Origin of the sequence: Calderihabitans maritimus (assembly GCF_002207765.1) — a bacterium.
GTDB classification, from domain to species: Bacteria; Bacillota; KKC1; order Calderihabitantales; family Calderihabitantaceae; genus Calderihabitans; species Calderihabitans maritimus.
Window position 1 is genome coordinate 65332 of sequence record NZ_BDGJ01000042.1, and the last position, 22330, is coordinate 87661.

Annotated in this window: 19 protein-coding genes and 1 tRNA gene; 18 read left to right on the forward strand and 2 right to left on the reverse strand. The window is 45.4% G+C overall.

Features of this window, described 5'->3' with window-relative positions; translation table 11 throughout:
* Positions 1–15 precede the first annotated feature (15 nt).
* From KKC1_RS05160 to KKC1_RS05205, 9 genes are all read left to right on the forward strand, one after another.
* Positions 16–3570, forward strand: coding sequence for an NAD(P)-binding protein (locus KKC1_RS05160; protein ID WP_088553425.1), 3555 nt, complete (start codon positions 16–18; stop codon positions 3568–3570).
* Between the two features lie 356 nt (positions 3571–3926).
* A complete protein-coding gene (locus KKC1_RS17760; protein ID WP_088553426.1) occupies positions 3927–5165 on the forward strand; it encodes an FTR1 family iron permease in 1239 nt (412 codons plus the stop codon).
* Positions 5166–5320: 155 nt separating this feature from the next.
* Positions 5321–5794 carry an iron transporter gene (locus tag KKC1_RS05170; protein WP_088553478.1) on the forward strand — a complete coding sequence of 158 codons (474 nt, stop codon included), beginning with the start codon at positions 5321–5323 and terminating at the stop codon, positions 5792–5794.
* A gap of 31 nt (positions 5795–5825) precedes the next feature.
* Positions 5826–6437, forward strand: coding sequence for an iron transporter (locus KKC1_RS05175; RefSeq protein ID WP_088553427.1), 612 nt, complete (start codon positions 5826–5828; stop codon positions 6435–6437).
* A 76-nt stretch (positions 6438–6513) separates the two neighbouring features.
* A complete protein-coding gene (locus KKC1_RS05180; RefSeq protein WP_088553428.1) occupies positions 6514–7767 on the forward strand; it encodes a Fe-S-containing protein in 1254 nt (417 codons plus the stop codon).
* A 12-nt stretch (positions 7768–7779) separates the two neighbouring features.
* Complete coding sequence (locus tag KKC1_RS05185; protein WP_088553429.1) at positions 7780–9078, forward strand: ABC transporter permease; 1299 nt, start codon at positions 7780–7782, stop codon at positions 9076–9078.
* Positions 9079–9090: 12 nt separating this feature from the next.
* Positions 9091–10227 (forward strand): ABC transporter permease, encoded by a 1137-nt coding sequence (locus KKC1_RS05190; protein WP_088553430.1) that lies wholly within the window; start codon positions 9091–9093, stop codon positions 10225–10227.
* A 29-nt stretch (positions 10228–10256) separates the two neighbouring features.
* On the forward strand, positions 10257–10916 hold the full coding sequence (locus KKC1_RS05195) for an ABC transporter ATP-binding protein (protein WP_088553431.1): 660 nt from the start codon (positions 10257–10259) through the stop codon (positions 10914–10916).
* Between the two features lie 549 nt (positions 10917–11465).
* Positions 11466–11909, forward strand: a complete 444-nt coding sequence (locus KKC1_RS05205) for an ATP-binding protein (RefSeq protein ID WP_238134212.1) — start codon at positions 11466–11468, stop codon at positions 11907–11909.
* A gap of 56 nt (positions 11910–11965) precedes the next feature.
* Here the strand turns inward: KKC1_RS05205 and KKC1_RS05210 are convergent, their stop codons facing one another.
* The gene (locus tag KKC1_RS05210) at positions 11966–12178 is read right to left on the reverse strand and encodes a DUF1657 domain-containing protein (RefSeq protein ID WP_088553434.1); all 213 of its coding nucleotides are present in this window, start codon (positions 12176–12178) and stop codon (positions 11966–11968) included.
* A gap of 341 nt (positions 12179–12519) precedes the next feature.
* Between KKC1_RS05210 and KKC1_RS05215 the strand changes: the two genes are divergently transcribed.
* Positions 12520–13737 carry a glycosyltransferase family 4 protein gene (locus KKC1_RS05215; RefSeq protein ID WP_088553435.1) on the forward strand — a complete coding sequence of 406 codons (1218 nt, stop codon included), beginning with the start codon at positions 12520–12522 and terminating at the stop codon, positions 13735–13737.
* Positions 13738–13779: 42 nt separating this feature from the next.
* Here KKC1_RS05215 and KKC1_RS05220 read toward each other — a convergent pair whose 3' ends face one another.
* The gene (locus KKC1_RS05220; protein ID WP_368731554.1) at positions 13780–14022 is read right to left on the reverse strand and encodes a YkoF family thiamine/hydroxymethylpyrimidine-binding protein; all 243 of its coding nucleotides are present in this window, start codon (positions 14020–14022) and stop codon (positions 13780–13782) included.
* 312 nt (positions 14023–14334) lie between these two features.
* Between KKC1_RS05220 and KKC1_RS05225 the strand changes: the two genes are divergently transcribed.
* From KKC1_RS05225 to KKC1_RS05260, 8 genes are all read left to right on the forward strand, one after another.
* Positions 14335–14928, forward strand: coding sequence for an ANTAR domain-containing response regulator (locus KKC1_RS05225; protein WP_088553437.1), 594 nt, complete (start codon positions 14335–14337; stop codon positions 14926–14928).
* Positions 14929–15162: 234 nt separating this feature from the next.
* Complete coding sequence (gene glnA, locus KKC1_RS05230) at positions 15163–16494, forward strand: type I glutamate--ammonia ligase (protein ID WP_238134208.1); 1332 nt, start codon at positions 15163–15165, stop codon at positions 16492–16494.
* A gap of 98 nt (positions 16495–16592) precedes the next feature.
* A complete protein-coding gene (locus tag KKC1_RS05235; RefSeq protein WP_088553479.1) occupies positions 16593–17687 on the forward strand; it encodes a class II glutamine amidotransferase in 1095 nt (364 codons plus the stop codon).
* A gap of 33 nt (positions 17688–17720) precedes the next feature.
* The gene (locus KKC1_RS05240; RefSeq protein ID WP_428844928.1) at positions 17721–19205 is read left to right on the forward strand and encodes a glutamate synthase-related protein; all 1485 of its coding nucleotides are present in this window, start codon (positions 17721–17723) and stop codon (positions 19203–19205) included.
* A gap of 24 nt (positions 19206–19229) precedes the next feature.
* The gene (locus tag KKC1_RS05245) at positions 19230–19697 is read left to right on the forward strand and encodes a 4Fe-4S dicluster domain-containing protein (RefSeq protein ID WP_088553440.1); all 468 of its coding nucleotides are present in this window, start codon (positions 19230–19232) and stop codon (positions 19695–19697) included.
* 20 nt (positions 19698–19717) lie between these two features.
* The gene (locus KKC1_RS05250) at positions 19718–20983 is read left to right on the forward strand and encodes an NAD(P)/FAD-dependent oxidoreductase (protein WP_088553441.1); all 1266 of its coding nucleotides are present in this window, start codon (positions 19718–19720) and stop codon (positions 20981–20983) included.
* Entirely contained in the window at positions 20983–21723 is a 741-nt protein-coding gene (locus KKC1_RS05255) for a GltB/FmdC/FwdC-like GXGXG domain-containing protein (protein ID WP_088553442.1), read from the forward strand. Before KKC1_RS05250 ends, KKC1_RS05255 begins: the two co-directional genes overlap by 1 nt.
* Before the next feature lie 285 nt (positions 21724–22008).
* A tRNA-Val gene (locus KKC1_RS05260) sits at positions 22009–22085 on the forward strand.
* Positions 22086–22330: the final 245 nt, after the last annotated feature.

A 22330-nucleotide genomic window follows, 5' to 3' on the forward strand; every position in this document is an offset into this window, starting at 1 on the left:
GGGGGAGGTTCTCGCATGGCAAAGATAAAGCTTAATATAGATGGACGGGAAGTAACAGGATACAAGGGACAGACCATTCTACAGGTTGCGGAAGAAAACGGCATAGATATCCCTAATCTATGCTATGACGATAGGTTAAAAGTATACGGAGCCTGTGGTCTGTGTGTGGTGGAGATAGAAGGAATGCCCAAGCTATTAAGGGCCTGTGCTACCGAAATTTCCCCGGGTATGATAGTAAAAACTCGTTCCCCGAAAATCGATCAGTCTCGAAAGATGGCTCTTGAGCTAATGCTGTCCAATCACACGGGGGACTGTAAGGCGCCCTGTCAGCGTGCCTGCCCTGCCCAGACGGACTGCCAGGGCTATGTAGGGCTTATTGCTAACGGGGAATATGAGCAGGCAGTTGCTTTGATAAAGGAAAAACTGCCTTTTCCGGCGAGCATAGGAAGGGTATGTCCCCATCCCTGTGAGGATGCATGTAGAAGAAACTTCATAGACCAGCCGGTGGCTATAGCTGCCCTGAAAAGATTTGTAGGAGATATAGTGCTTGAAAGGGGAAAGGATGTTAAAATTAATAAGAAACCCCCTACCGGCAAAAAGGTTGCCATAGTGGGAGGGGGTCCTGCAGGCCTTACCTGCGGCTATTATCTTGCTTTGGAAGGGCATAAACCGGTTGTATATGAAGCAATGCCCCAGCCAGGAGGCATGTTGAGATACGGTATACCCCAATACAGGCTTCCCAAAGATGTGTTGGATAAAGAGATAGCGCAGATAAAAGAAATGGGCGTAGAAATCATAACGAATGTTAAAGTAGGAAAGGACATATCCTTTTCCTACCTGTTAAATAACTATGATGCAGTGTTTGTAGCTATAGGAGCATGGAAGAGTTCAAGAATAGGCTGCCCGGGGGAAGACCTGGAAGGGGTTTATGGAGGTATTGAATTTCTCATTAAGGTTGCCCAGAATAAGTCGGTAAAAATAGGAAATACGGTAGCAGTTATAGGAGGCGGCAATACGGCGATGGATGCCGCCAGAACAGCGGTTAGATTGGGGGCAGAGCGAGTACTTGTCATATACAGAAGAACTATTGAGGAAATGCCTGCCGAAGAAATAGAAATCATTGAAGCTAAAGAAGAAGGAGTAGAATTTCACTTTTTGTTATCCCCCGTTGAGGTCATAGGGGAAGGGGGGAAGGTTTCTAAGTTACGCTGCCAGAAAATGAAAATGGGAGAACCTGATGCCTCGGGTAGAAGGCGTCCTGTTCCCATAGAAGGAGAGGAAGTAACCTTTGACGTGGATACGGTAATAGCTGCCATAGGGCAGCAGGTAGACTCTTCCGGCCTAGAAAGCCTTGTGCTCACCAAATGGGGAACAATCCAATATGACGAAGCAACCTTCCAAACCTCCCTTCCAGGAGTGTTTGCCGGAGGGGACGGGGCTACAGGACCGGGCATAGCCATAGAAGCCATTGCTCAGGGTAAAAAGGCTGCCCGAGCAATATCCGATTACCTGGCCGGCAAGTTAATACCTGTTAAGGAGCAGTACTATGTAACCCGGGAAGACTTAACCAAAGAAGATTTTGCAGATAAAGAGAGAATTCCACGGGTGGAACAGAAGGTTAGGGAGCCTGCGAGCCGTAAAAATAATTTCCTCGAAATATCGGAAAGGTACAGGGAAGAAGAGGCCAAGCAGGAAGCAAGCAGGTGTCTTGAATGCGGGTGTCGAGATTTATTTGAATGTAAATTAATCTGCTATTCCAATATTTACGGAGTAGAACCGGAAAAGCTGGCCGGAGAAAAAAGTCATCCTGACTTTGAAGATAACCACCCCTTCATCGATAGAGACCCTAATAAATGCATACTCTGCGGACTTTGCGTAAGGATATGCAATGAAGTAACCGGGTTAACCGTCCTTGGTTTTGTAAACAGAGGATTTGAAACTACCGTTATGCCCGAATTCGGTATGAAGTTACAGGACACAGACTGCATATCCTGCGGCCAGTGTGTATCAGTGTGCCCCGTAGGAGCCTTGCAGGAAAAACTCCCGGTTGATAAAGCCGTACCCGTACAGGAAGAACAGCATTCTACGGTATGCTCTTACTGCAGCCTTGGATGTAATATAAAGCTTACCTCCAAGGGGTCCATGTTGCTGAGGGCCCTACCCGACCGGGAGAGCCCTGTCGATGGCGGGCTGCTGTGCGCAAAGGGGCGCTTTGGATTTGGCTATGTTCAGGACAGAAGAAGGATAACCAAACCCATGATAAGGATAGATGGCCGGCTGAAGGAGGTAACTTGGGAAGAAGCCTTTACCTATACAGCTAAGCAAATAAACAGCATAAGGTCAAAGCACGGGAATAACAGCGTAGCCGTCCTTGTTTCTCCCAGATATACTAATGAAGAAAGCTTCTTGTTAACTAGGCTGGCAAAGGAGTGCCTCGTCACCGACAATGTTGCAAGCTCGGCCAACAGCTTTAATACAGATTTGGAAAAAGTATTAGGATACAATGCTTCTTCAAATACTTTGGATGAACTGGCCTCAACAGACCTAATACTTTATGTCGGCGGAGAGCTTTACCAGAATCATCCTATTATGGGAATGAAAATACTCTCTGCAGTTAAACAAGGTGCTAAGCTAGTTACCATAAGCCCGGCCAAGATTAGGACGGGCGAGGGGGCGGAAATAGAAGTCTATGGTGATAACAGCCTGGACATCTTTAAAGGTATACTGAAGCATTCAATAAAGATTCTTAACCTTAATCAAGAGAAGGTAGATAAAAGGGCAGTTGGTTTTGCTCAGTTGGAGGAAGCACTAAAATCGACTGATCCGTCACCAATAGCAGTGAAAATTGCTGAACTTTACAACCGCTCCCGGTCCGCCATGATAGTGATAGATGAATGCACCGTCAGTAAAGAAGCGGCCAAGCTTCTGGCCAACCTGGCCGTTATAACAGGCAAGATAGGCTCACCTAGAAAGGGCATAATTTTGCTTAAGCCCTTCAGCAACAGCCAGGGAGTCTACGATATGGGCATAAGGAAATCAGCGGAAGAAATAAACTGGCGAGAAGTGAAGGCAGCTATCCTATTCGGGGAAGAATTGACGGCAGCAGACCCGGCGGATCTAGACCTCTTAGTTGTCCAGGACCTGTTCCTGACCCCGTCCGCCGAAAAGGCCCAAGTAGTGCTGCCGGCAGCAAGCTTTGCCGAAAGCACCGGAACTTACACCAATGCAGAAAGGCGCATACAGAAGCTAGAGGCTTCCCTTGCCCCCAAAGGCGGTTTAACCAACCTGGAAGTACTTGAGGGGCTTGCTAAAGCCTTCGGCGTTACCCTTGAAACTGACCTGAACAGACTGTGGAACAGTATAAAATCCTCTATACCTGAATACTACCATGTATTTATGGAAGACATTTGCCTCAAACAGGCCTTCTGGGCCCCGGACGGGTACAGGATACTGTACAGCTACTGCTTTAACTTTGATGATGGGAAGGCAAGGCTATATATACCATCGGAAGGTAAAGCCTTCAAGGAAATCCAGGGGGCTGATTCTCTCCAGAAGTTTTTCCAAATTTGAACTCTCTTCACTGTCCGCGCTAAATGGGTGCCGTACTTTCGGCACCCATTTCCCTTCCTCTATTCCTCCGTGTTTGCTAAGAAAAGAGCGAATGTTTATTTTTACTTTATCCTAGAAAACCTATTGACAAAGTTTAATTTGGGCAATATAATAAACATTAACAATGAGAATCAATATCAATAATTATTATAGTCCAGTGATAATTATTATCAATAATTGTCCTGAAACGATGAAACAATACCGGATTATGGGGTTAAACCCTTATATATTATGAAAAAAATTATTATAATTAAATAATTGTTAGTGATAATCACTGGCGAACTTAGGGGTGAAAATCATTTAAAAGGAGGATGCTTATGCATTGTTTCGGAGAGAACAGGTTGCAAGTTTCAATTCCTTTTGCCAAAGCGGTGTCCCTTGCGCTAGTCTTAATTTTGCTGTTGGGCCAGACGGCTATGGCGGCCCGTTCATGGGACAAGGTGGTGGCGGACATTGAGGAACTGCTAAACCAATCCCTGGCAGTCTATCAACAAGGAAATGTTCAGGGAGCTAAAAAGTTGGTAGATGAGGCTTATTTTGGGCCCTTTGAGGGAGAAGAGATGGAACAGGCTATTCGGCTGAATATTTCCTCGCGACGGGCTTATGAAATCGAGTATGCATTTACAGAGGTCAAAAAAATGATGGACCAAAACATTAAACCGGATGAAGTCAAACAAGCGATTGAAGAGCTGGTGGCCATGTTGGAAGAAGATGCGTCGCTTTTGCAGGAGGAAGCCAGCGGTCCGGTAAGCACCTTCCTATATTCCCTGGGCATTATAGTCCGGGAAGGTTTTGAAGCAATATTGATCATGGGGGCCATAATTGCCTATTTGGTTAAGACGGGAAACGAGGATAAAGTCAAAACCATCTACGGGAGTGCCCTGACGGCTATTGGAGCCAGTGTTTTAACCGCGCTAGCTATAAAGTTTGTATTTAAGATTAGCGGTGCCAGCCAGGAGATTTTGGAAGGAGTAACTATGCTTTTAGCCATGGCGGTGCTATTTATGGTGAGCTACTGGCTGATTAGTAAGGTAGAAGCCGAAAAATGGCAGGCTTACATAGAGGGTAAAGTAAAGGCGTCTTTGACCAAGGGCAGCAGTTTAGCCTTATGGTTTGCTTCTTTTCTAGCGGTTTACCGGGAGGGTGCAGAGACGGTTCTTTTCTACCAGGCGTTATTATCAGGGGAAGAGGGTAACCACCTTGGCATGATAATTTCAGGCTTTGTCTTAGGATGTCTTATTTTAGCAATTGTTTTTTATATAGTGCGTTATGGCAGCGTGCGATTACCCCTTAAGCCGTTTTTCATCGGCACCAGCGCTCTGATGTATTACCTGGCTTTCGTCTTTGCCGGCGAAGGGGTCCGAGAACTGCAGGAAGGGGGAGTGTTGGGGATAACCTCCGTGAATGGACTGCCGGCTATAGGTTTCCTCGGGATTTATCCTACCTGGGAAGGCCTTTCTTTACAGTTGCTATTGGTAATAGCGGCCTTAGGAGGAATAATATACCATTATTTTACTTCCCGTAAGGCAGCGGAAAAAACTTCCTTTAGGAGGTGAAAATGGCTGCAGATTTAAAAGTTTCTCAAGTCTTAACAAAAGCAAAGATATTTAAATTCAACGGAGGAGGAGAAGGATTAATGAAAATGTCACCTGCCTTAAAGTTCCCGGGTATCTTTATTTCCGTGCTGCTGGTGTTAAGTCTGCTGGTCGGTATGGCTATGGGTTTTCAAGAATTTCCGATTGGAGATCCCCAAGAGGTAGAAGGGATGGAAATAGCGGCAGTGTACTTCCAGCCGGTAACTATGTGGCCGGAGAATCAAGCTGGTTTAAGTCCGGAAGAGGCAGACATTCATATCGAAGCCGATATCCGGGCCTTGAAGAATAATAAGTTGGGCTTTGGTTTCGGAGAATTCATTCCGTACCTGACTGTTCATTATAAGCTGAAAAATTTAGATAACGGGCAAAAACAAGAGGGGACCTTTATGCCCATGGTGGCCAGCGACGGCCCGCATTACGGGGCCAATATAAAGATGATGGGGGCGGGTCAGTATGAACTTACCTATATAATCGAGGCCCCGGAAAGTTATTTGCTCCCCGTGGACAAAGAGACGGGAGTAGAAGGGCGCTGGTGGCAAAAGCCAATTGAGGTCAAGTGGACTTTTACCTATTTAGGAAGAAAATGGTAACAATAGGCAACCACGAGAGGAGGCTGGTCTGATGAGACGCAAGTGGGTTTATCTACTGCTGGTTATAGCTCTGACGGTCTGGGTGGCGGGTTGCAGCAAAGCTGACACTACTACTTCTTCGAACACGCCTGGTAGCAGTAAAGGCCAGGACACCTCCAGCGATAACGCAGGAGGATTTCGGGAGTATCCGGTAGGGGATCCGCAGGAGGTCGAAGGGATGGAAATTGCTGCCGTTTATTTCCAACCGGCGGCTATGGAGCCGGAAGCACAGGCCGGTCTCAAGCCGGAGGAAGCGGACATCCATCTGGAAGCAGACATCCGAGCTTTGAAAGAAAATCCCAACGGTTTTGGCTTTGGTGAATTCATTCCTTACCTTACGGTCCATTATGAACTGAAGAACTTGGATACGGGGGAAGAAAGAAAAGGGACATTCATGCCTATGAATGCTGCCGACGGGCCTCATTATGGAGCAAATGTCAAAATGCTGGGAGCAGGAAAATATAGGCTGAAATACATTATCGAATCACCGGTTAAACAGGGATTAGTTCTACATAGCGATAGTGAAACCGGTGTGGAGGGTCGCTTATGGAATAAGCCTATCGAGGTAGAGTGGACGTTCGACTATATCCCGCGCAAATTCTAACTTGGATAGCCTGGGTTCCCTTGGGATCCAGGCTTGTACCCTATATCCAAGAATAAACAAAAAGAAGGTGCTGAACATGTTAAAGGCCCTGATAGAAACTTTGGTCCCTAGTGTAGAAGCGGCGGTTATTGTCGCCTTCCTGTTGATTTTGGCTCAGAAAAGGACAAGCAGCCTGGAAGTTCCCGCCAGGATGGGACTGGGAGCTTCTGTTGTCATGAGCTTATTCACCGGTCTGGCGGTGGCCAATTTTGGGAACCGGGAAATAGTGGAGGGGACACTATCTCTATTAGCAACCATAACCCTGCTGTTAATTTTGTTGTGGTTACTAGCAGAGGGCTTCAGGGGAAAGCGTTTTTCCCTCAACCCCTTGCTGGTCCGGGTAGCGGTGCCGGTTATGCTATTCTTGGTGATTTTAGTTCCGGGCATGAATATAGTCCTTTTTCCCACCCGGATATTTATTCAGACAACTAGCTACTTAAATACAGAGTTGATCCTGAAGATTTTCGGGGGTATAACCGGTGTTTTGTTGGCTTTTGTTTTGGGCTTGAGTCTTGTTCGGGCCGGAGTTCGTTTAAATAAAGCAGTCTTTTTCTTAACGGCAGCCGGTATATTTTCTATCGCCTTCCTGAGGCAGCTCATCACCGTTTTACAAATAGCGTTCGTTAACGGTATCCTTCCGTTGACCCCTCTGGCCTTGAAAGTTATGGTGCCGCTTATTAACCATCGTCCGAAGCTGTTTTACGGGTACCTCGTAATTAGCGGCATATACATACTGGCGGTCATGGGTAAAAAGCATTTTGCTGTTCCGTCGCAGGGACTTAACCCGGCCCAGGTGCGTAAAGAAAAGGCCCGCCTTCGTAACCAGATGCGTTGGGCTGGATCAGCTGTTTTTATGTTGGTATCGGTTGTTACTCTGCTGGTTGGGAACTATGCTTACGCTAATCGAAAGATAGAATTATCCCCTGCGGTTCCGGTAACTCCCCAGGAGGGGGCAATCCGAATAAGCCTGGAGGAGGTTAGCGACGGACAGCTTCATCGATTTGCCTATACTGCTTCCGATGGGACGGAGATGCGGTTTATTGTTATCCAGAAAGGGGAAGGGAAGGTTTTCGGCGTAGCTTTGGATGCCTGCAACATTTGTGGTGTGGTAGGTTATTACCAGAGAAAAGACAGTGTAGTATGTTTAAACTGCGACGTGGTTATCAACACACCTACCATAGGATTTCCGGGGGGCTGCAATCCAATTCCCTTAGAACACCGGATTGAAAAAGGGAATTTAATCATTACCGTTGAGGACCTGGAAAAGAAAAAAGATATTTTTAAAGAGTAGGCGGTGACCAGAGTGTTTTGGCGTATGATAAGCAAGTCCTTTATACGGGAATTCAGGCGGAAATTGTTGGCTTTCGCGGCTGTAGCCTTTAGTGCGTCTTTAGTTACGGCTATGCTGAGTGTTTCCCTGGATATTGGAGATAAAATTAGCCGGGAATTGAAGACTTACGGAGCCAATCTGCTGATGGAGCCGCAGATGGATACGCTCCCGGTAAAAATCGGGGGTATAGACTACAATCCTCTGGCGGAACGGCAGTACATAGAGGAGGAAGAGTTGCCCAAGATTAAGATGATTTTTTGGCGGCATAACATTGTTGGCTTTGCCCCCTACCTGGAGGGAGTAGCCGGGATAGGTGACACCCGGGAAAAAGTCGCTCTTATTGGTACCTGGTTTGAGAAAGAACTTGAGCTGCCTACGGGAGAAAAAATAATTACCGGTGTAAAACAAATTAAGCCGTGGTGGGAAATTCACGGGAACTGGGTAAAAGATGACGATAACTCCGGTGATGCCCTGGTAGGTATACAACTGGCCAATTCCATGGCCTTAAAACCTGGTGATAAGATAGAAGTGCAGGTGGAAACACTGGAGGGTTTAAAGAGAAGGAAACTTCGGGTAGCGGGTATAGTTAATGCCGGAGGACAAGATGACCAGAATATATTTGTGCCTTTATCCTATTTACAGGAAATAATGAATTTGAAGGGCAAGGTTTCCAAGGTAGAGGTCAGTGCGTTGACAACTCCGGAAAACGAGCTGGCCAGGAAGGCGGCCAAAGACCCTGATTCTTTAACCCCGGAAGAGTTTGAGCGTTGGTATTGTACTGCTTATGTGAGCGCCATTGCCTACCAGTTGGAAGAAGCAATTCCGGGAACGAAAGTAAAGGCTATCCGCCAGGTTTCCCAGTCGGAAGGGAAAATTTTGAAGAAAATTCAGCTGTTGATGCTGGTAGTCAGCCTGGCCGCTTTGATTAGTTCGGCTTTGGGGATTTCCAGCCTTATGACCACTAATGTTTTACAACGAAGCAAAGAAATAGGTCTTCTGAAGGGGTTAGGAGCGCAGGTTTTAGCAGTGGTAGCCTTGTTCCTTACGGAAGCCGTTATCGTCGGGCTGGTGGGAGGCTTGGCAGGGTATTTGGTAGGTTTAGGTTTTGCGCAAATGGTAGGCTATACCGTTTTTGGAAGCAGTGTTCCCATAAAAATACTGGTTTTCCCTTTAGTTCTTTTAGTGGCTGTGGTTACGGCTTTGGCCGGGAGTCTAGCGGCTGTACGGCTGATTATTCGACTTAATCCGGCTGAGGTTTTGCATGGAAGGTAGGAGGGGAGCTTTATGAAAAGGTCGGCAATGTATTGGCGGCTTATCAGCCGTGCTTTCTTTAAAAGGAAATCTCAAGTAGGCATAGCTGCTTTGGCCATTGCTATCGGCACAGCGGTTATTTTTGGAATGGTTAATGTTTATTACGATATAGGTTTAAAAATGAGCAAGGAATTAAGGGCCTACGGTGCCAATATGGTGCTGCTGCCAGCTTCGAAGGCAGGATTGCTCAGGGAAGAAAAAATAGAGAAAGCGGCGGCCTTTTTTGCGGCCGATAAATTGTTGGGTTATGCGCCATTTCTGTATGGGGTGGTAAAAGTTAATTCCCAAAGGCTGGTCCTGGTAGGAACTTGGATGGATCAGGTCAGACATATCAGTCCTTACTGGGAGGTAAAGGGTAACTGGATTACTAGCCGTGAGGAACGAAGATCGGCTATCATAGGAACGGCGGTAGCAGAAAAGCTGCAGCTCTCTGAGGGTGACAAAATTACCCTAGTCAATCCCTCAACAGGACGCGGAATAGGGGTTGAGGTGGCGGGTATTGTTACCACTGGCAGCACGGAAGATAATCAAGTGTTTGTCAACCTGGCGGTGGCCCAAGAACTTCTGGAAAAGCCGGCTCAAGCCCACATAGCGTATTTTAGTGTCATGGGGTCAGGACAGGAGTTGGAAGAAAAGGCGGAAAAAATCAATAGTTCCCTTACTGAAGTTAGTATGAGACCGATCAGGCAGATATCCCGCTCGGAGGGGCAGATACTCGAGAGGATAAGTGCTTTAGTATACCTGGTGGTAATAATAATTTTTCTTTCCACCTTGCTTTGCGTTTCCAGCATCATGATGACGATGATAGTGGAACGCCGGCGGGAAATCGGCCTTAAAAAAGCTTTGGGGGCTTACGACAGAAATATTATTTTGGAGTTTTTGGGAGAAAGCATTATTTTAGGTTTATTAGGCGGAACTTTAGGCATCGCTATGGGTTACTTGCTGGCCCAGTTTATAGGTTGGAGTGTTTTTCAGGCCCCTATATCGCTAAGATTTTCAGTAGTTCCTCTGGCCTTGTTTACTTCTATCATAGTTGTGTGCTTAGCCAGTTTAATACCGGTTAAGACGGCCGTGGAAGTGCAGCCGGCGGCAGTTCTCAAAGGAGAATAGTTCTCAAAGGAGATTAAGGAGGGGAAGTCATGATATTGGAGATGCAAAATGTTTCCAAGAAATACGGCAGTGTTCAAGCTTTAAATAATGTCAGTTTACAGGTAGCGGCGGGGGAATGGGTTTCCATTATGGGACCTTCAGGTTCCGGAAAAACCACGTTGCTTAATATTATTGGAGGCATGGATAAACCTACTTCCGGGAAAGTACTTATTGACGGGGTCGATACGGCACGGCTAAATGAGAAACAATTAACCGAGCTGCGTAGGGATAAAATAGGACTTGTTTTTCAACAGTTTCATCTTATTCCTTATTTGACAGCTTTGGAAAATGTCATGGTGGCTCAGTATTATCACAGCATGCCTGATGAAAAAGAAGCTTTTGCAGCTCTGGAACGGGTAGGGCTGGCGGAAAGAGCCCATCATTTGCCCAGCCAGCTATCAGGGGGCGAACAACAGAGAGTATGTATAGCCCGAGCTTTAATTAATTATCCAAAATTGATTCTAGCTGACGAGCCTACCGGTAATCTGGATGAGACAAATGAAAAATTAGTATTGGAACTTTTTCAGAAATTGCACCGGGAAGGCCACAGCATAATAATGGTTACCCATGATCCCGAAGTGGGGCAATTAGCCCAGCGACAGATAAGGCTGGATCACGGTAGAATTATAGAGATTATTAATAATGAATAATATGGTTGTATTACCTTTTATTGTTAGTAATAAGACGAGTTATAGCGGGCGTACAGGTTACAATGGGTGAAAAGATGAAAAAAGGTGATCGGGTAATCATAAAGGAAAGCGGTTGTAAAATTATGTTTTACATTATTGAGTTTACCCGTAATAAGGCTGGGGAGAGAATAGCCATTTTAAAAGATGGGGAAAGCAATTCTAATAATTACCGTTTTGTTCCGTTATATAAATTGGAAGTCATTTCGGACAAAAAGTAACCGGCTGTTTTACTGGAGCCGGTCGAGATATTTGGGGTTATCCTTTTTGTAACCTGCGACGGAAGAATCTGGTGAGCAAAATTCCACTTATGATGGATAGAGGATAAATCAACATAGATAGAAAATTTCTTTTCTTTTGTGCACTCAAACCACATCCCTCCTTTAGATATAGTTTTCCAAGGAGCTGATAAGATATTCTTTTATTATTTATGGATGATTTTTAGCATGGATGCTGTATTCCGGGAGACAATATACTTCAGAAGATAATGGCTGTAGGTGAAAGCAATTGAGTATGGTAACGATTATGGTTGGACTGCCAGGTTCCGGAAAAAGCACTTGGATTGAAAAAAATGCTAAAACCGATGCGGTGATCAGCACCGATGAAATTCGGTGGAAAGAATTTGGTATCCAGTACGACCTCCGGCTGGAACCAGAAGTTTGGCAGATAGCTTTTAGCAAATTACGAGGATATCTTAAACAGGGAAGGGATATTATATTCGATGCTACTAACATAACCAGGCAACGGCGGCGTTTAATTAAAAAAATTGCCGATCAGTTCAAGGCGCGCACCCGAGTCGTCGTCATGAATACCTCTTTGGAAGAATGCTTGTATCGTAATGAAAGAAGAACCCAAGACAAGGTGCCGGCAGAAATAATAAAAATCATGGCATACCAATTTGAATGGCCCGAAGAAACCGAAGGATTTGATGAAATCCAAGTAGTGCAACCTGATTAAAGATTAAAAGAGAGGGACGGTGCTTTTAGACCCGTCCCACCGCGTGGTTCATGGTGCTACTGCTGATATTGCTTGTAGGTAGGTTCCTGACTTTCAATATAATTTACTCTTCCTTTAAGTCCGTTAGTGATATCTTCTAACTGTTTAGCGTAGGCAGAAAACTGTTGTTTTGCATTTTGATCTTGGGTTTCTAAGGCAAAAGTTTTGAAATCAGCTATGGCCCCTTCTAAGCTGGCTAGGGTAGTATGCATTTTTTGACCAATAGTCATAATAAAGCCCTCCTTAGTTTAGTTTTAAACGTTATCTACAATTTATCATCTCCTAACCGACTTTAAATATGAACTGTAAAGTTTAGGCTTTGAGCTATAATATCCCTGTAATTCCGTTTCCTTTGACGGCTGGTAATAGGTGGATTAATAAAAACGTTAAAATTGGCAAAAATATTTATAACAAACCTCTACGGATGGTTGGCTGACTGGCGGGGAGTTGTCTCCTCGCTTTTTAGCTGCTGAAATTCCTCTGTACAATAAGTTTGGCAAGTCTCTAACTACAATTTCATATAATTTTTAATGACTTTCAAAGAAGATCGACCCAGGGAGGGAATTTGGTAGTGAACATAGCTATATTACACTGGGCTTTCCCGCCAACTATCGGTGGGGTCGAAACTCATTTGGCCATCTTGGCTCCTGAATTAGTAAAACGAGGATGCCAAGTACATCTCTTAACCGGTTCCGAAGATAACGAAGATGAAGAAAGTTATTATCAAGGAGTAAGAGTTGTACGAACGCCTTTAATGAATCTGAATAATCTCCGTTCTTTAAAAGTTAGTAGTTTAGCAGGACAAATAAAAAAAGAAATAATTGAGTTTATTGAAGAAGCTCAGCCTGAGCTGATACATGCCCATAACATGCACTATTTCAGCCCTGTGCACACAGAAATTTTAGCTGAAATTCGAGCAAAAACAGATATTCCTTTGATATTAACTGCCCACAACGTCTGGGATGATGAACTTTGGGGGAAAATGATCAAAATGGCAGAAATTTGGGATGGAGTTATTGCCGTCAGCTACTATATTAAGAAAGAATTAATTAAAGCAGGATATCGAGCAGAAAGGATAAAGGTTATCCATCACGGAATTGACGCCGAAAAATTCAAACCGCCCACTGAAGAAGATCTACAAAAAATTTTAGAGGAATACCCCCAATTTAAAGGAAGACGTATTATTTTCCATCCAGCCAGAATGAGCCTTGCTAAAGGCTGTGATTACAGTGTAAGGGCTTTGAAAATCATTGCCAAGGAGTTTCCTGAGGTACTCTTAGTCATGTCAGGTAACCAAAAAATTGTGGATTGGGTCGATTGTCAGGAAAGAGAAGTTAACATGGTTATGGGGTTAGTGGAAGAATTTGGTCTGCAAAACAATGTATTTGCCACTCATTTTCCCTGGCCCACCATGCCTCGCATTTACCAAACGGCCGAAATTTGTATTTACCCTTCCAGTTTTGAGGAACCCTTTGGATTGGTTATGCTGGAATCTATGGCTACAGCGAAACCTATTGTTGTAAGCAGGTCAGGCGGTATGCCGGAAATTGTCCGCCATGGGGAAAACGGTTTTATAGTTGAACGCAGGAACCCGGAAGACCTGGCTGAAAAATGTATAAGGTTGCTCAAAAGACCGGCGCGGGCACGGAAGATGGGTGAGGTCGGCCGCCAGATGGTGGAAAAGTTATATACTAAAGAAATAATGACCGAAAACACATTAGAATTTTACAAATCAGTTCTAAGCGGAGGCTTTGCAGTTCCGGCAACGGCCCAAAAAGGTTTTTATTAAGTTTGAAACTAAACCCAGACCTCTGGTCTGGGTTTACTGCGTTTAATCGGCCGCATTGGTTAGAGTAACTACCATACTGACTTCTCCCGATTGCTGGGCCTTGTTAAACATAGTTTTCAAACCGTTCCAAATCGCTTCCGGTTCGCCGCGGATTTCTGTACTTATAGAACCAACGGTAAAGGTTAGATTTTGTCCGTGTAATGAATTGATCGCTTCAGTGATAATAGAACTAGCATTACTGGTTTTAAGCGGATAAAGAGATACCTCGGCCCCCAGCAAATTCATAACCTCCTTTAATTCTTAGGAATATAGTTTCTTTATGTTATTCTTTCCTACCGCAATGCCTTTATTCAAGATCTGCACTGTTGAAAAATAGGGTGCGGGTGTATACAATATATTTTAGTAAAAACCTATTGTCTTTTCGCCAAGCTTTGATATAATTTACTACAAGTGTAGCTTAAAATTAATATTATGCAGAACTTGTAGGGCAAAGGCGTCCTCATGGTACATATTTCAATCTGTGGGGAGGCCTTTTTATATTTTTCATGTTTATTGTTACATAACCTATCCTTTTATGGTTGTTACAGAGGTGTTCGTATGTACAGGTGTAAAATATTTATTGCAACCAACGATTCCTCACTGCTGAAAAAATTAAAAACTATCCTTACTAAAGAAGGATATTTAGTTACCGGGGAAGCGGAGGAAGGGCATATTGCGTTACGCATGATACGGTCTATGGCACCGGATCTAGTAATTCTTGACGTAGAACTTCCCGGTATGAATGGTCTAGAAATAGCTAAAATCATTGAAGAAGATAAACTCGCCCCCGTGATATTGCTTACGCCTAACTGGCAGAAGGACTACGTGGAAAAGGCGAAAGAACACTGGGTTTTTGCTTTTTTGGTCAAGCCGGTTGAGGAGAGCAGTTTGTTGCCGCTGGTAGAGGTAACCCTGGTTAATTTTCAGAAAATGTTGAAGTTGGAGCAGGAGGTTAACCGGTTAAAGGAAACTCTGGAAACCCGAAAATTGGTGGAAAGGGCCAAAGGGATCCTGATGGAAACCCTGGGGTTAACGGAAGGTCAGGCATTCCGCCGTATCCAGAAGCAAAGTATGGATAAATGTGTTTCTATGCGGGCAATAGCGGAGGCAATTATTTTGGCTCATGACATCAGTAAAAACGGTAAGAAGTAGAATTATGTAGAATCCTGTTCGGACATACAGTATACATTGATATCTGCTATTGCAATTTGGTGCTTTTATGGTATAATGCCTTTTAAGCGCAGGGACAATTTAACGCAGGAGGCAATGGCGTCTCCGGATGTTGGTGGGCAATGGCGTCCCCATTTAACAGGTCGGTACGGACCTGTAGGGGACGCTTTTTGTTTTTATCTACCAATAATTGGTAAATCGAGGAGGTCCCTAGGAGTGTCAAAACTAACCAAAGAGGATGTTCTTAAACTGGCCAAAGAATACGATGTTCAATTTATTCGCTTACAGTTTACGGATATCTTCGGAATTTTAAAAAATGTGGCTATTACGGTAGAACAGTTGGAGAAAGCTCTAGAGGGAGAGCTGATGTTTGACGGCTCTTCTATTGATGGGTTTGCCCGTATAGAGGAGTCGGACATGTACTTGCGACCGGATCCTTCTACCTTTGTTATCTTTCCCTGGCGCCCGCAACAGGGAGCGGTAGCCCGATTGATTTGCGATGTGTACAATCCTGACGGAACTCCTTTTGCCGGATGTCCCCGTCATGCTCTAAAGAAGGTACTGGCTGAAGCCCGAGAAATGGGTTATACGATGAACGTGGGGCCGGAAGCGGAGTTCTTTCTTTTCCAAACAGATGAAAAAGGAAGGCCTACCTTAATCACTCATGACCGGGCCGGCTATTTCGACCTTACTCCTGTAGATTTAGGAGAGAACGCTCGACGGGATATAGTGTTAACTCTGCAGCAAATGGGTTTTCAGGTTGAAGCCTCTCATCATGAAGTGGCTCCGGGACAGCATGAAATTGACTTCAAATACGATGAGGCTCTGGCTACGGCCGATAAGATAGTTACTTTCCGATATGTAGTAAGAACCCTGGCCCAGCGCCATGGACTTCATGCTACTTTCATGCCCAAGCCTATTGTTGGAATAAATGGTTCCGGAATGCATTGTAACCAGTCCCTTTTTGAAGGAGACCGGAATGCTTTTTATGACCCTGAAGGCAAACTGGAATTAAGCCAGACGGCTTATTACTATATCGGCGGTTTAATAAAACATATTAAGGCTATGACAGCTATAACCAACCCTACCGTTAATTCGTATAAACGGTTGGTTCCCGGATATGAGGCACCTGTCTACATCGCTTGGTCGGCGCGTAATCGGAGTCCTTTGATACGTATACCAGCCCGGCGCGGTTTAGGTACGCGAGTTGAGCTTAGAAATCCAGATCCTTCTAGCAACCCTTACCTGGCGATTGCCGTGATGTTGAAAGCAGGCCTGGACGGGATTAAGCATAAGATCGAACCCCCGCCGCCAACGGACAGAAACATTTACCAGATGAGCCCGGCGGAAAGGTCTGAGCTGGGCATTGACAGCTTGCCAGAAAATTTGGCCGCGGCGCTGGATTATCTGGAAAAAGACGAAGTTATTAAGTCTGCTTTAGGTCCCCATATTTACCAGCGGTTTATGGAAGCCAAGCGGCGGGAGTGGGACGAGTATCGCATACAGGTACACCAGTGGGAAATTGAACAGTATTTAACCAAGTTTTAAAAACGGTAGATAAGAAAGTGATATAAAGGGAGGATGGTACTGTGACATTCAGGGAAGGACAGGTGCGTATACCTTCAGGGTGCGCTATCAGCGGGGTTATGAATAAAAAGGGAGAGGTTTTCTCCGGAGAAGACATCATTAAATCGATAGCTTTGATGCATGACCGGGGAAATGGTTTGGGTGGAGGCTTTGCTGCCTACGGTATTTATCCTGAATTAAAGGATTATTATGCATTTCACCTTTTTTACGATGATACGAAAGCCCGGGAAGACACGGAACATTTTCTCAATCGAAATTTCAATGTGGAGATAGCAGAACAGATACCTACCCGGAAGGTTCCCGCTATTGAAAAGCCTCCTCTGGTGTGGCGCTACTTTGTTAAGCCTAAGCCGGAGAAAATTTTGCAATCCGATGTAGGGGCTAATGATTTTGTAGTTAAATGCGTAATGGAAATTAACAGCAGTATCCGAGGAGCTTACGTTTTTTCTAGTGGCAAAAATATGGGAGCCTTTAAGGGGGTCGGCTATCCCGAGGACATAGGTGAATTTTACCGGTTGGAGGAGTATAAAGGTTATATCTGGATGGCCCACGGGCGTTTTCCCACTAACACACCGGGATGGTGGGGCGGAGCGCATCCCTTTACCCTGCTGGATTGGGCAGTAGTGCATAACGGGGAGATATCTTCCTATGATGCCAATCGCCGTTACCTCGAAATGTTTGGTTATGAGTGCACTTTGCAAACCGATACGGAAGTTATTACCTACATTTTTGACTTTTTACTACGCAAACAGGGTTTGCCTTTGGATGTAGCGGTTACCGCTGTAGCCTCACCTTTCTGGACGCAAATTGACCGGCTGGACCCGGAGAAACGGGAGCTGGTGAAAACCATCCGGTGTGTTTACAGCAGCCTGCTGGTGAATGGTCCTTTTTCCATTATAGTGGGATCTAGCAGCGGAATGATGGCTCTCAACGACCGTATAAAATTGCGTCCTCTTACCGCAGCTACCAAAGGGGATTTTCTCTATGTCGCCAGTGAGGAGTCGGCTATCAGGGAAATTTGCCCTGATCCAGAGCGGGTTTGGTCGCCTAAAGGTGGGGAACCGGTGATCGGTTGGCTGGAGACTTCCGAAGCTAAGAACGCCGAATTAGAAAACATAACTTTCCAGATGGAGAACCGGGCATTTGTATTCTAGAAGGGGTGAGCGCAATTGGCTTTAAGTCTTCAAATGCCAAACTTTCTAATAGAACGAGACAGAGACCGCTGCATTGACTGTCAGGTATGCGTTCGGCAGTGTGCCAACGAAGTTCATAAATATGATGAAGAAGAAGGTCGGGTATTTTCCGATGAAATGGAGTGTGTTGGATGCCACCGGTGTGTGGTAATGTGTCCTACCCGAGCCTTAACCATCAGGCGTTTTCCTCTGGACTACCGGCAAAACGCAAATTGGACTCCTGACTATATCAACGCAATTTACAAACAGGCTGAAACTGGTGGTATTTTGCTTACCGGAATGGGAAACGATCGACCTTATCCGGTGTACTGGGACCATATGTTAATTAACGCCAGTCAGGTTACCAACCCGTCCATTGACCCGCTGCGAGAGCCTATGGAATTGAAGACGTTTATAGGCAGAAAACCGGAACGGTTAAAAATAGAAAACGGGAAACTGGCGGAAAAGATTCCCCCACAACTTGAACTGGAAGTGCCAGTGATGTTTTCTGCCATGTCCTTCGGCTCCATTAGCCTGAATGCCATCAAGTCTTTGGCCCGAGCTGCGGAGCAAGAGGGCACGTTTTACAATACCGGTGAAGGAGGACTGCATAAAGACCTTTACCGTTATGGGAAAAACACTATCGTGCAGGTAGCCTCGGGCAGATTTGGTGTCCATCCTGACTATTTACGTGCCGGTGCGGCTATAGAAATAAAGATTGGCCAGGGGGCCAAGCCGGGAATTGGGGGACACCTGCCGGGAGAAAAAGTGGGATTACAGGTATCCCAGACCCGGATGATACCTGAAGGCACGGATGCAATTTCTCCCGCGCCGCACCACGATATATATTCTATAGAGGACTTGCGGCAATTGATTTACTCGCTTAAGGAAGCTACCAACTATGAGAAACCAGTTTTTGTAAAGATCGCGGCGGTTCATAATGTGGCAGCTATTGCTTCAGGAATAGCTAGAGCCGGTGCTGATGCCATAGTTATCGATGGTTATCGAGGCGGGACGGGTGCGGCGCCGCTACGGACGCGGGATAATGTGGGAATCCCTATCGAGTTTGCCTTGGCAGCGGTTGATACTCGTTTGCGCCAGGAAGGGATAAGGAATCAGGTTTCCCTTATTATTGCAGGTAGTATTCGCAACAGTGCTGACGTAGTTAAGGCTGTTGCGCTGGGTGCGGATGCCGTATATATCGGTACGGCAGCTTTAATTGCATTGGGTTGTCACGTGTGCCAGAAGTGCTATACCGGAAAATGTAACTGGGGAATTGCTACCCAAGATCCTAAATTGGTTAAGCGATTAAATCCCGAAATTGGAGCCCGCCGGGCGGCTAACTTGTTGCGGGCCTGGAAGCATGAAATTAAAGAAATGCTTGGCGGAATGGGTATTAACGCGATCGACAGTTTGCGGGGGAATCGCTTAATGTTGCGGGGAATTGGACTAACGGATAGGGAGCTAAAAATCCTCGGTATTAAAGCGGCAGGGGAGTAAGGCAGTGAGTACAGGAGGGAGAGCATGAAACGGGTATATGCCAGGGAAGAGTACTGTGTTGGATGCCGGCTGTGTGAGATACACTGCATTGTTGCTCACTCGAATTATCCCGATAATATTGTGAAAGCTTTTAAGAAGCAAAAGCCCCGTCCTCTTCCCCGAGTAACGGTCGAGGAGAAGGGTGAGGTTTCATTTGCGCTTCAGTGCCGTCACTGTGAAGAGGCTCCCTGTACCAAGGCATGTATTACCGGAGCCATGCAGAAGGATCCGGTGACCGGAGTAGTTACCAATGAAGAAGAAAGGTGTGTCGGTTGTTGGACCTGCATTCTTGTCTGTCCTCACGGGGCCATTCGACGGGATGAATCGGGGAAGAAAGTTGCCTCCAAATGCGATCTCTGCAGTGGTATAGATGATTTGCCGGCCTGTGTCAAGAACTGTCCTAATGAAGCACTGGTATACGAGGAACGGGAAGAACAAGTAAAGGCCGGATAAGCTACAGGGGGGTGTTGGTTTTGCATTATGTCATCATTGGCAACTCGGCAGCCGGTATCGGAGCTGTAGAAGGAATAAGGAAAGTAGATTCAGACAACCCTATAACGATAATTAGTGACGAGCCTTATCATACTTATTCCCGTCCGCTGATATCCTACTATTTGGCCGGGAAAGTCAGTAAAGAAAAGATGATTTACCGGAAAAAAGAGTTTTACAACCAAAACCGGGTGGAACCTTTATTGGGAATAAAGGCAACCAAAATCGATGTGACCGGAAAACGGGTTGAGCTGGAGAATGGTGAAGCGGTATCCTATGACCGCTTGCTGATAGCTACAGGTAGTAAACCCTTTGTGCCGCCGGTAGATGGACTTGACAAAGAGCGGGTGTTTACCTTTCTGAAACTTGATGATGTAGAAAAAATAAAAGAAGTTGCGCGGCCGGGAGCCAAAGCGGTAATAATAGGGGCCGGGCTAATTGGGCTTAAAGCTGCGGAGGCTCTTGGTTTGCTGGGAGTTCAGGTGACAGTAGTAGAGCTGGCCGATCGTGTCTTAAGCGCTATTCTCGATGGGGAAGCGGCGGCCATTGTACAGCAGCATTTGGAGCGGCAGGGTATCTGCTTCGAACTGAACACTACTGCGCAGAAAATACATGGAGAAAAGCAGGTAACCGGAGTTACCCTGCAAAATGGCAAAGAGCTTACCTGTGATTTTCTTATCATCGCCATCGGGGTACGGCCCAATATTGATTTGGTGGAAGGAACTCCGGTAAAAGTAGACCGGGGGATTATAGTTAACGAAAAAATGCAGACCAATGTAGCAGATATTTACGCCGCCGGGGATGTAGCCCAGGGATTTGACATTGTTTATGGTCAGCAGCGGCTTATTCCGATTCTACCGGGGGCGTACAAGCAGGGCGAGACGGCGGGATTAAATATGGCTGGAAAGGAAGTGACCTACCCGGGCGGTTTTGCCATGAATTCAATTGGCTTTTTCGGGCTGCCTATGATCACCGCCGGGATTGTAAATCCGGAAGGAGAAGGTTACGAGGTTATCACCCTTTCGCAGCCGGAACACCAAAATTATAAAAAAATAATTTTAAAAGAGGATCGTTTAGTCGGTTTTATTTGTCTTAATAAAGTGGACCGTGCGGGAATACTGACGAGCTTGATTAATGATCAAATAAACGTTGGTCCGTTTAAGGAAGCTCTAATACGGGAGGACTTCGGGTATATCTATTTCCCAGAATCTGTACGAAAGAGTCGTATGTTGTCCGGAGGTGTGGCCTGATGGTAACTATTGATGCCAAAGGGATATATTATAAAGATTTGAATGAAAAGATCAAAGAAGTTTTAGCAAATGGGGCGGAAGAGATAAGGTTGTTGAACGTTAATGGCCAGAGATATATCGGTGACTGTATCAGCGGTAGGCAAAGGATAATTATTGAAGGTACTCCGGGCAACGACATGGCAGCTTACATGGACGGGCTTGAGTTGATTGTAAAAGGGAATGCTCAAGATGGAGTAGGGAATACTATGAACGGGGGAACGGTAGTTATTCATGGAGATGCCGGTGATATAACCGGCTATGCCATGCGTGGCGGTGAAATTTATATTAGAGGAAATGTAGGATATCGGGTAGGTATTCATATGAAAGAGTACAAGGACCAGGTTCCAGTTATTGTCATTGGAGGAACGGCTGGCGACTTTCTGGGCGAGTACATGGCAGGAGGTATCATCATAGTTTTAGGCCTCAACGTAGAGACGGGTCAAGAAGTCGTAGGTAACTTCTGTGGTACTGGAATGCACGGTGGAGTGATGTACATTCGGGGAGAAATCCAGGAATATCAGTTGGGAAAAGAAGTGAAGGTATTGGAACCCACTGATGAAGATTATAAAGTTTTGGAGTATTATGTTGGTCGTTTTTGCCAATTTTTTGACTTGGAAGCTGAACCAATTTGGCAGAAAAAGTTTAGGAAATTAATACCCTATAACAAGAGGCCATATGGAAACCTATACACTAGGTGGTAAAAGAATACCGTATGTCTACCATCCTCCTATTTAGCATAGGAGTTGAGAGCCAAAGGAGATAACGCCTTTGGCTCCCTTTTTTTAACTCTTCCTTGGGTCCATAATTTTTCTCTATACATTAAAGGACAGGCAAAATTTTTCTCCAAGCCTTTTCCCTAACGCAGGAGCAACGGCAACTGGCGGTGCTGGCACTGACAAAAAGACGGCGTTTCTCAGGACGCCTGCAACCCCTTGACGGTTAGGTATCAAATGAATATAATTAAAGAGTAACTTAAAACTAATTGAGGGGCTGTAGCTCAGTTGGTCAGAGCGCTTGCTTGACATGCAAGAGGTCTCCAGTTCAAGTCTGGACAGCCCCACCAGCAATTCAAAGGTTTTGGGGTTCCCGTGATTTGCCTGGAACCCTTTTTTTGCTGCCCGTTTGGCGCCCAACCTGCGGTAGTAGGTTATTACCAAACAAGAAAATTGATGATTATTTAACTTGTTACTTATTGACACAACCCCCAGTTTCTTCAGTCATAGTTTGTTTTGGAAATTGTGATATAATTAAAAAAACATTAGAATTAATGCCCTGGTCTTGGATTAACAAGGCTATGGGCCTTTTTTC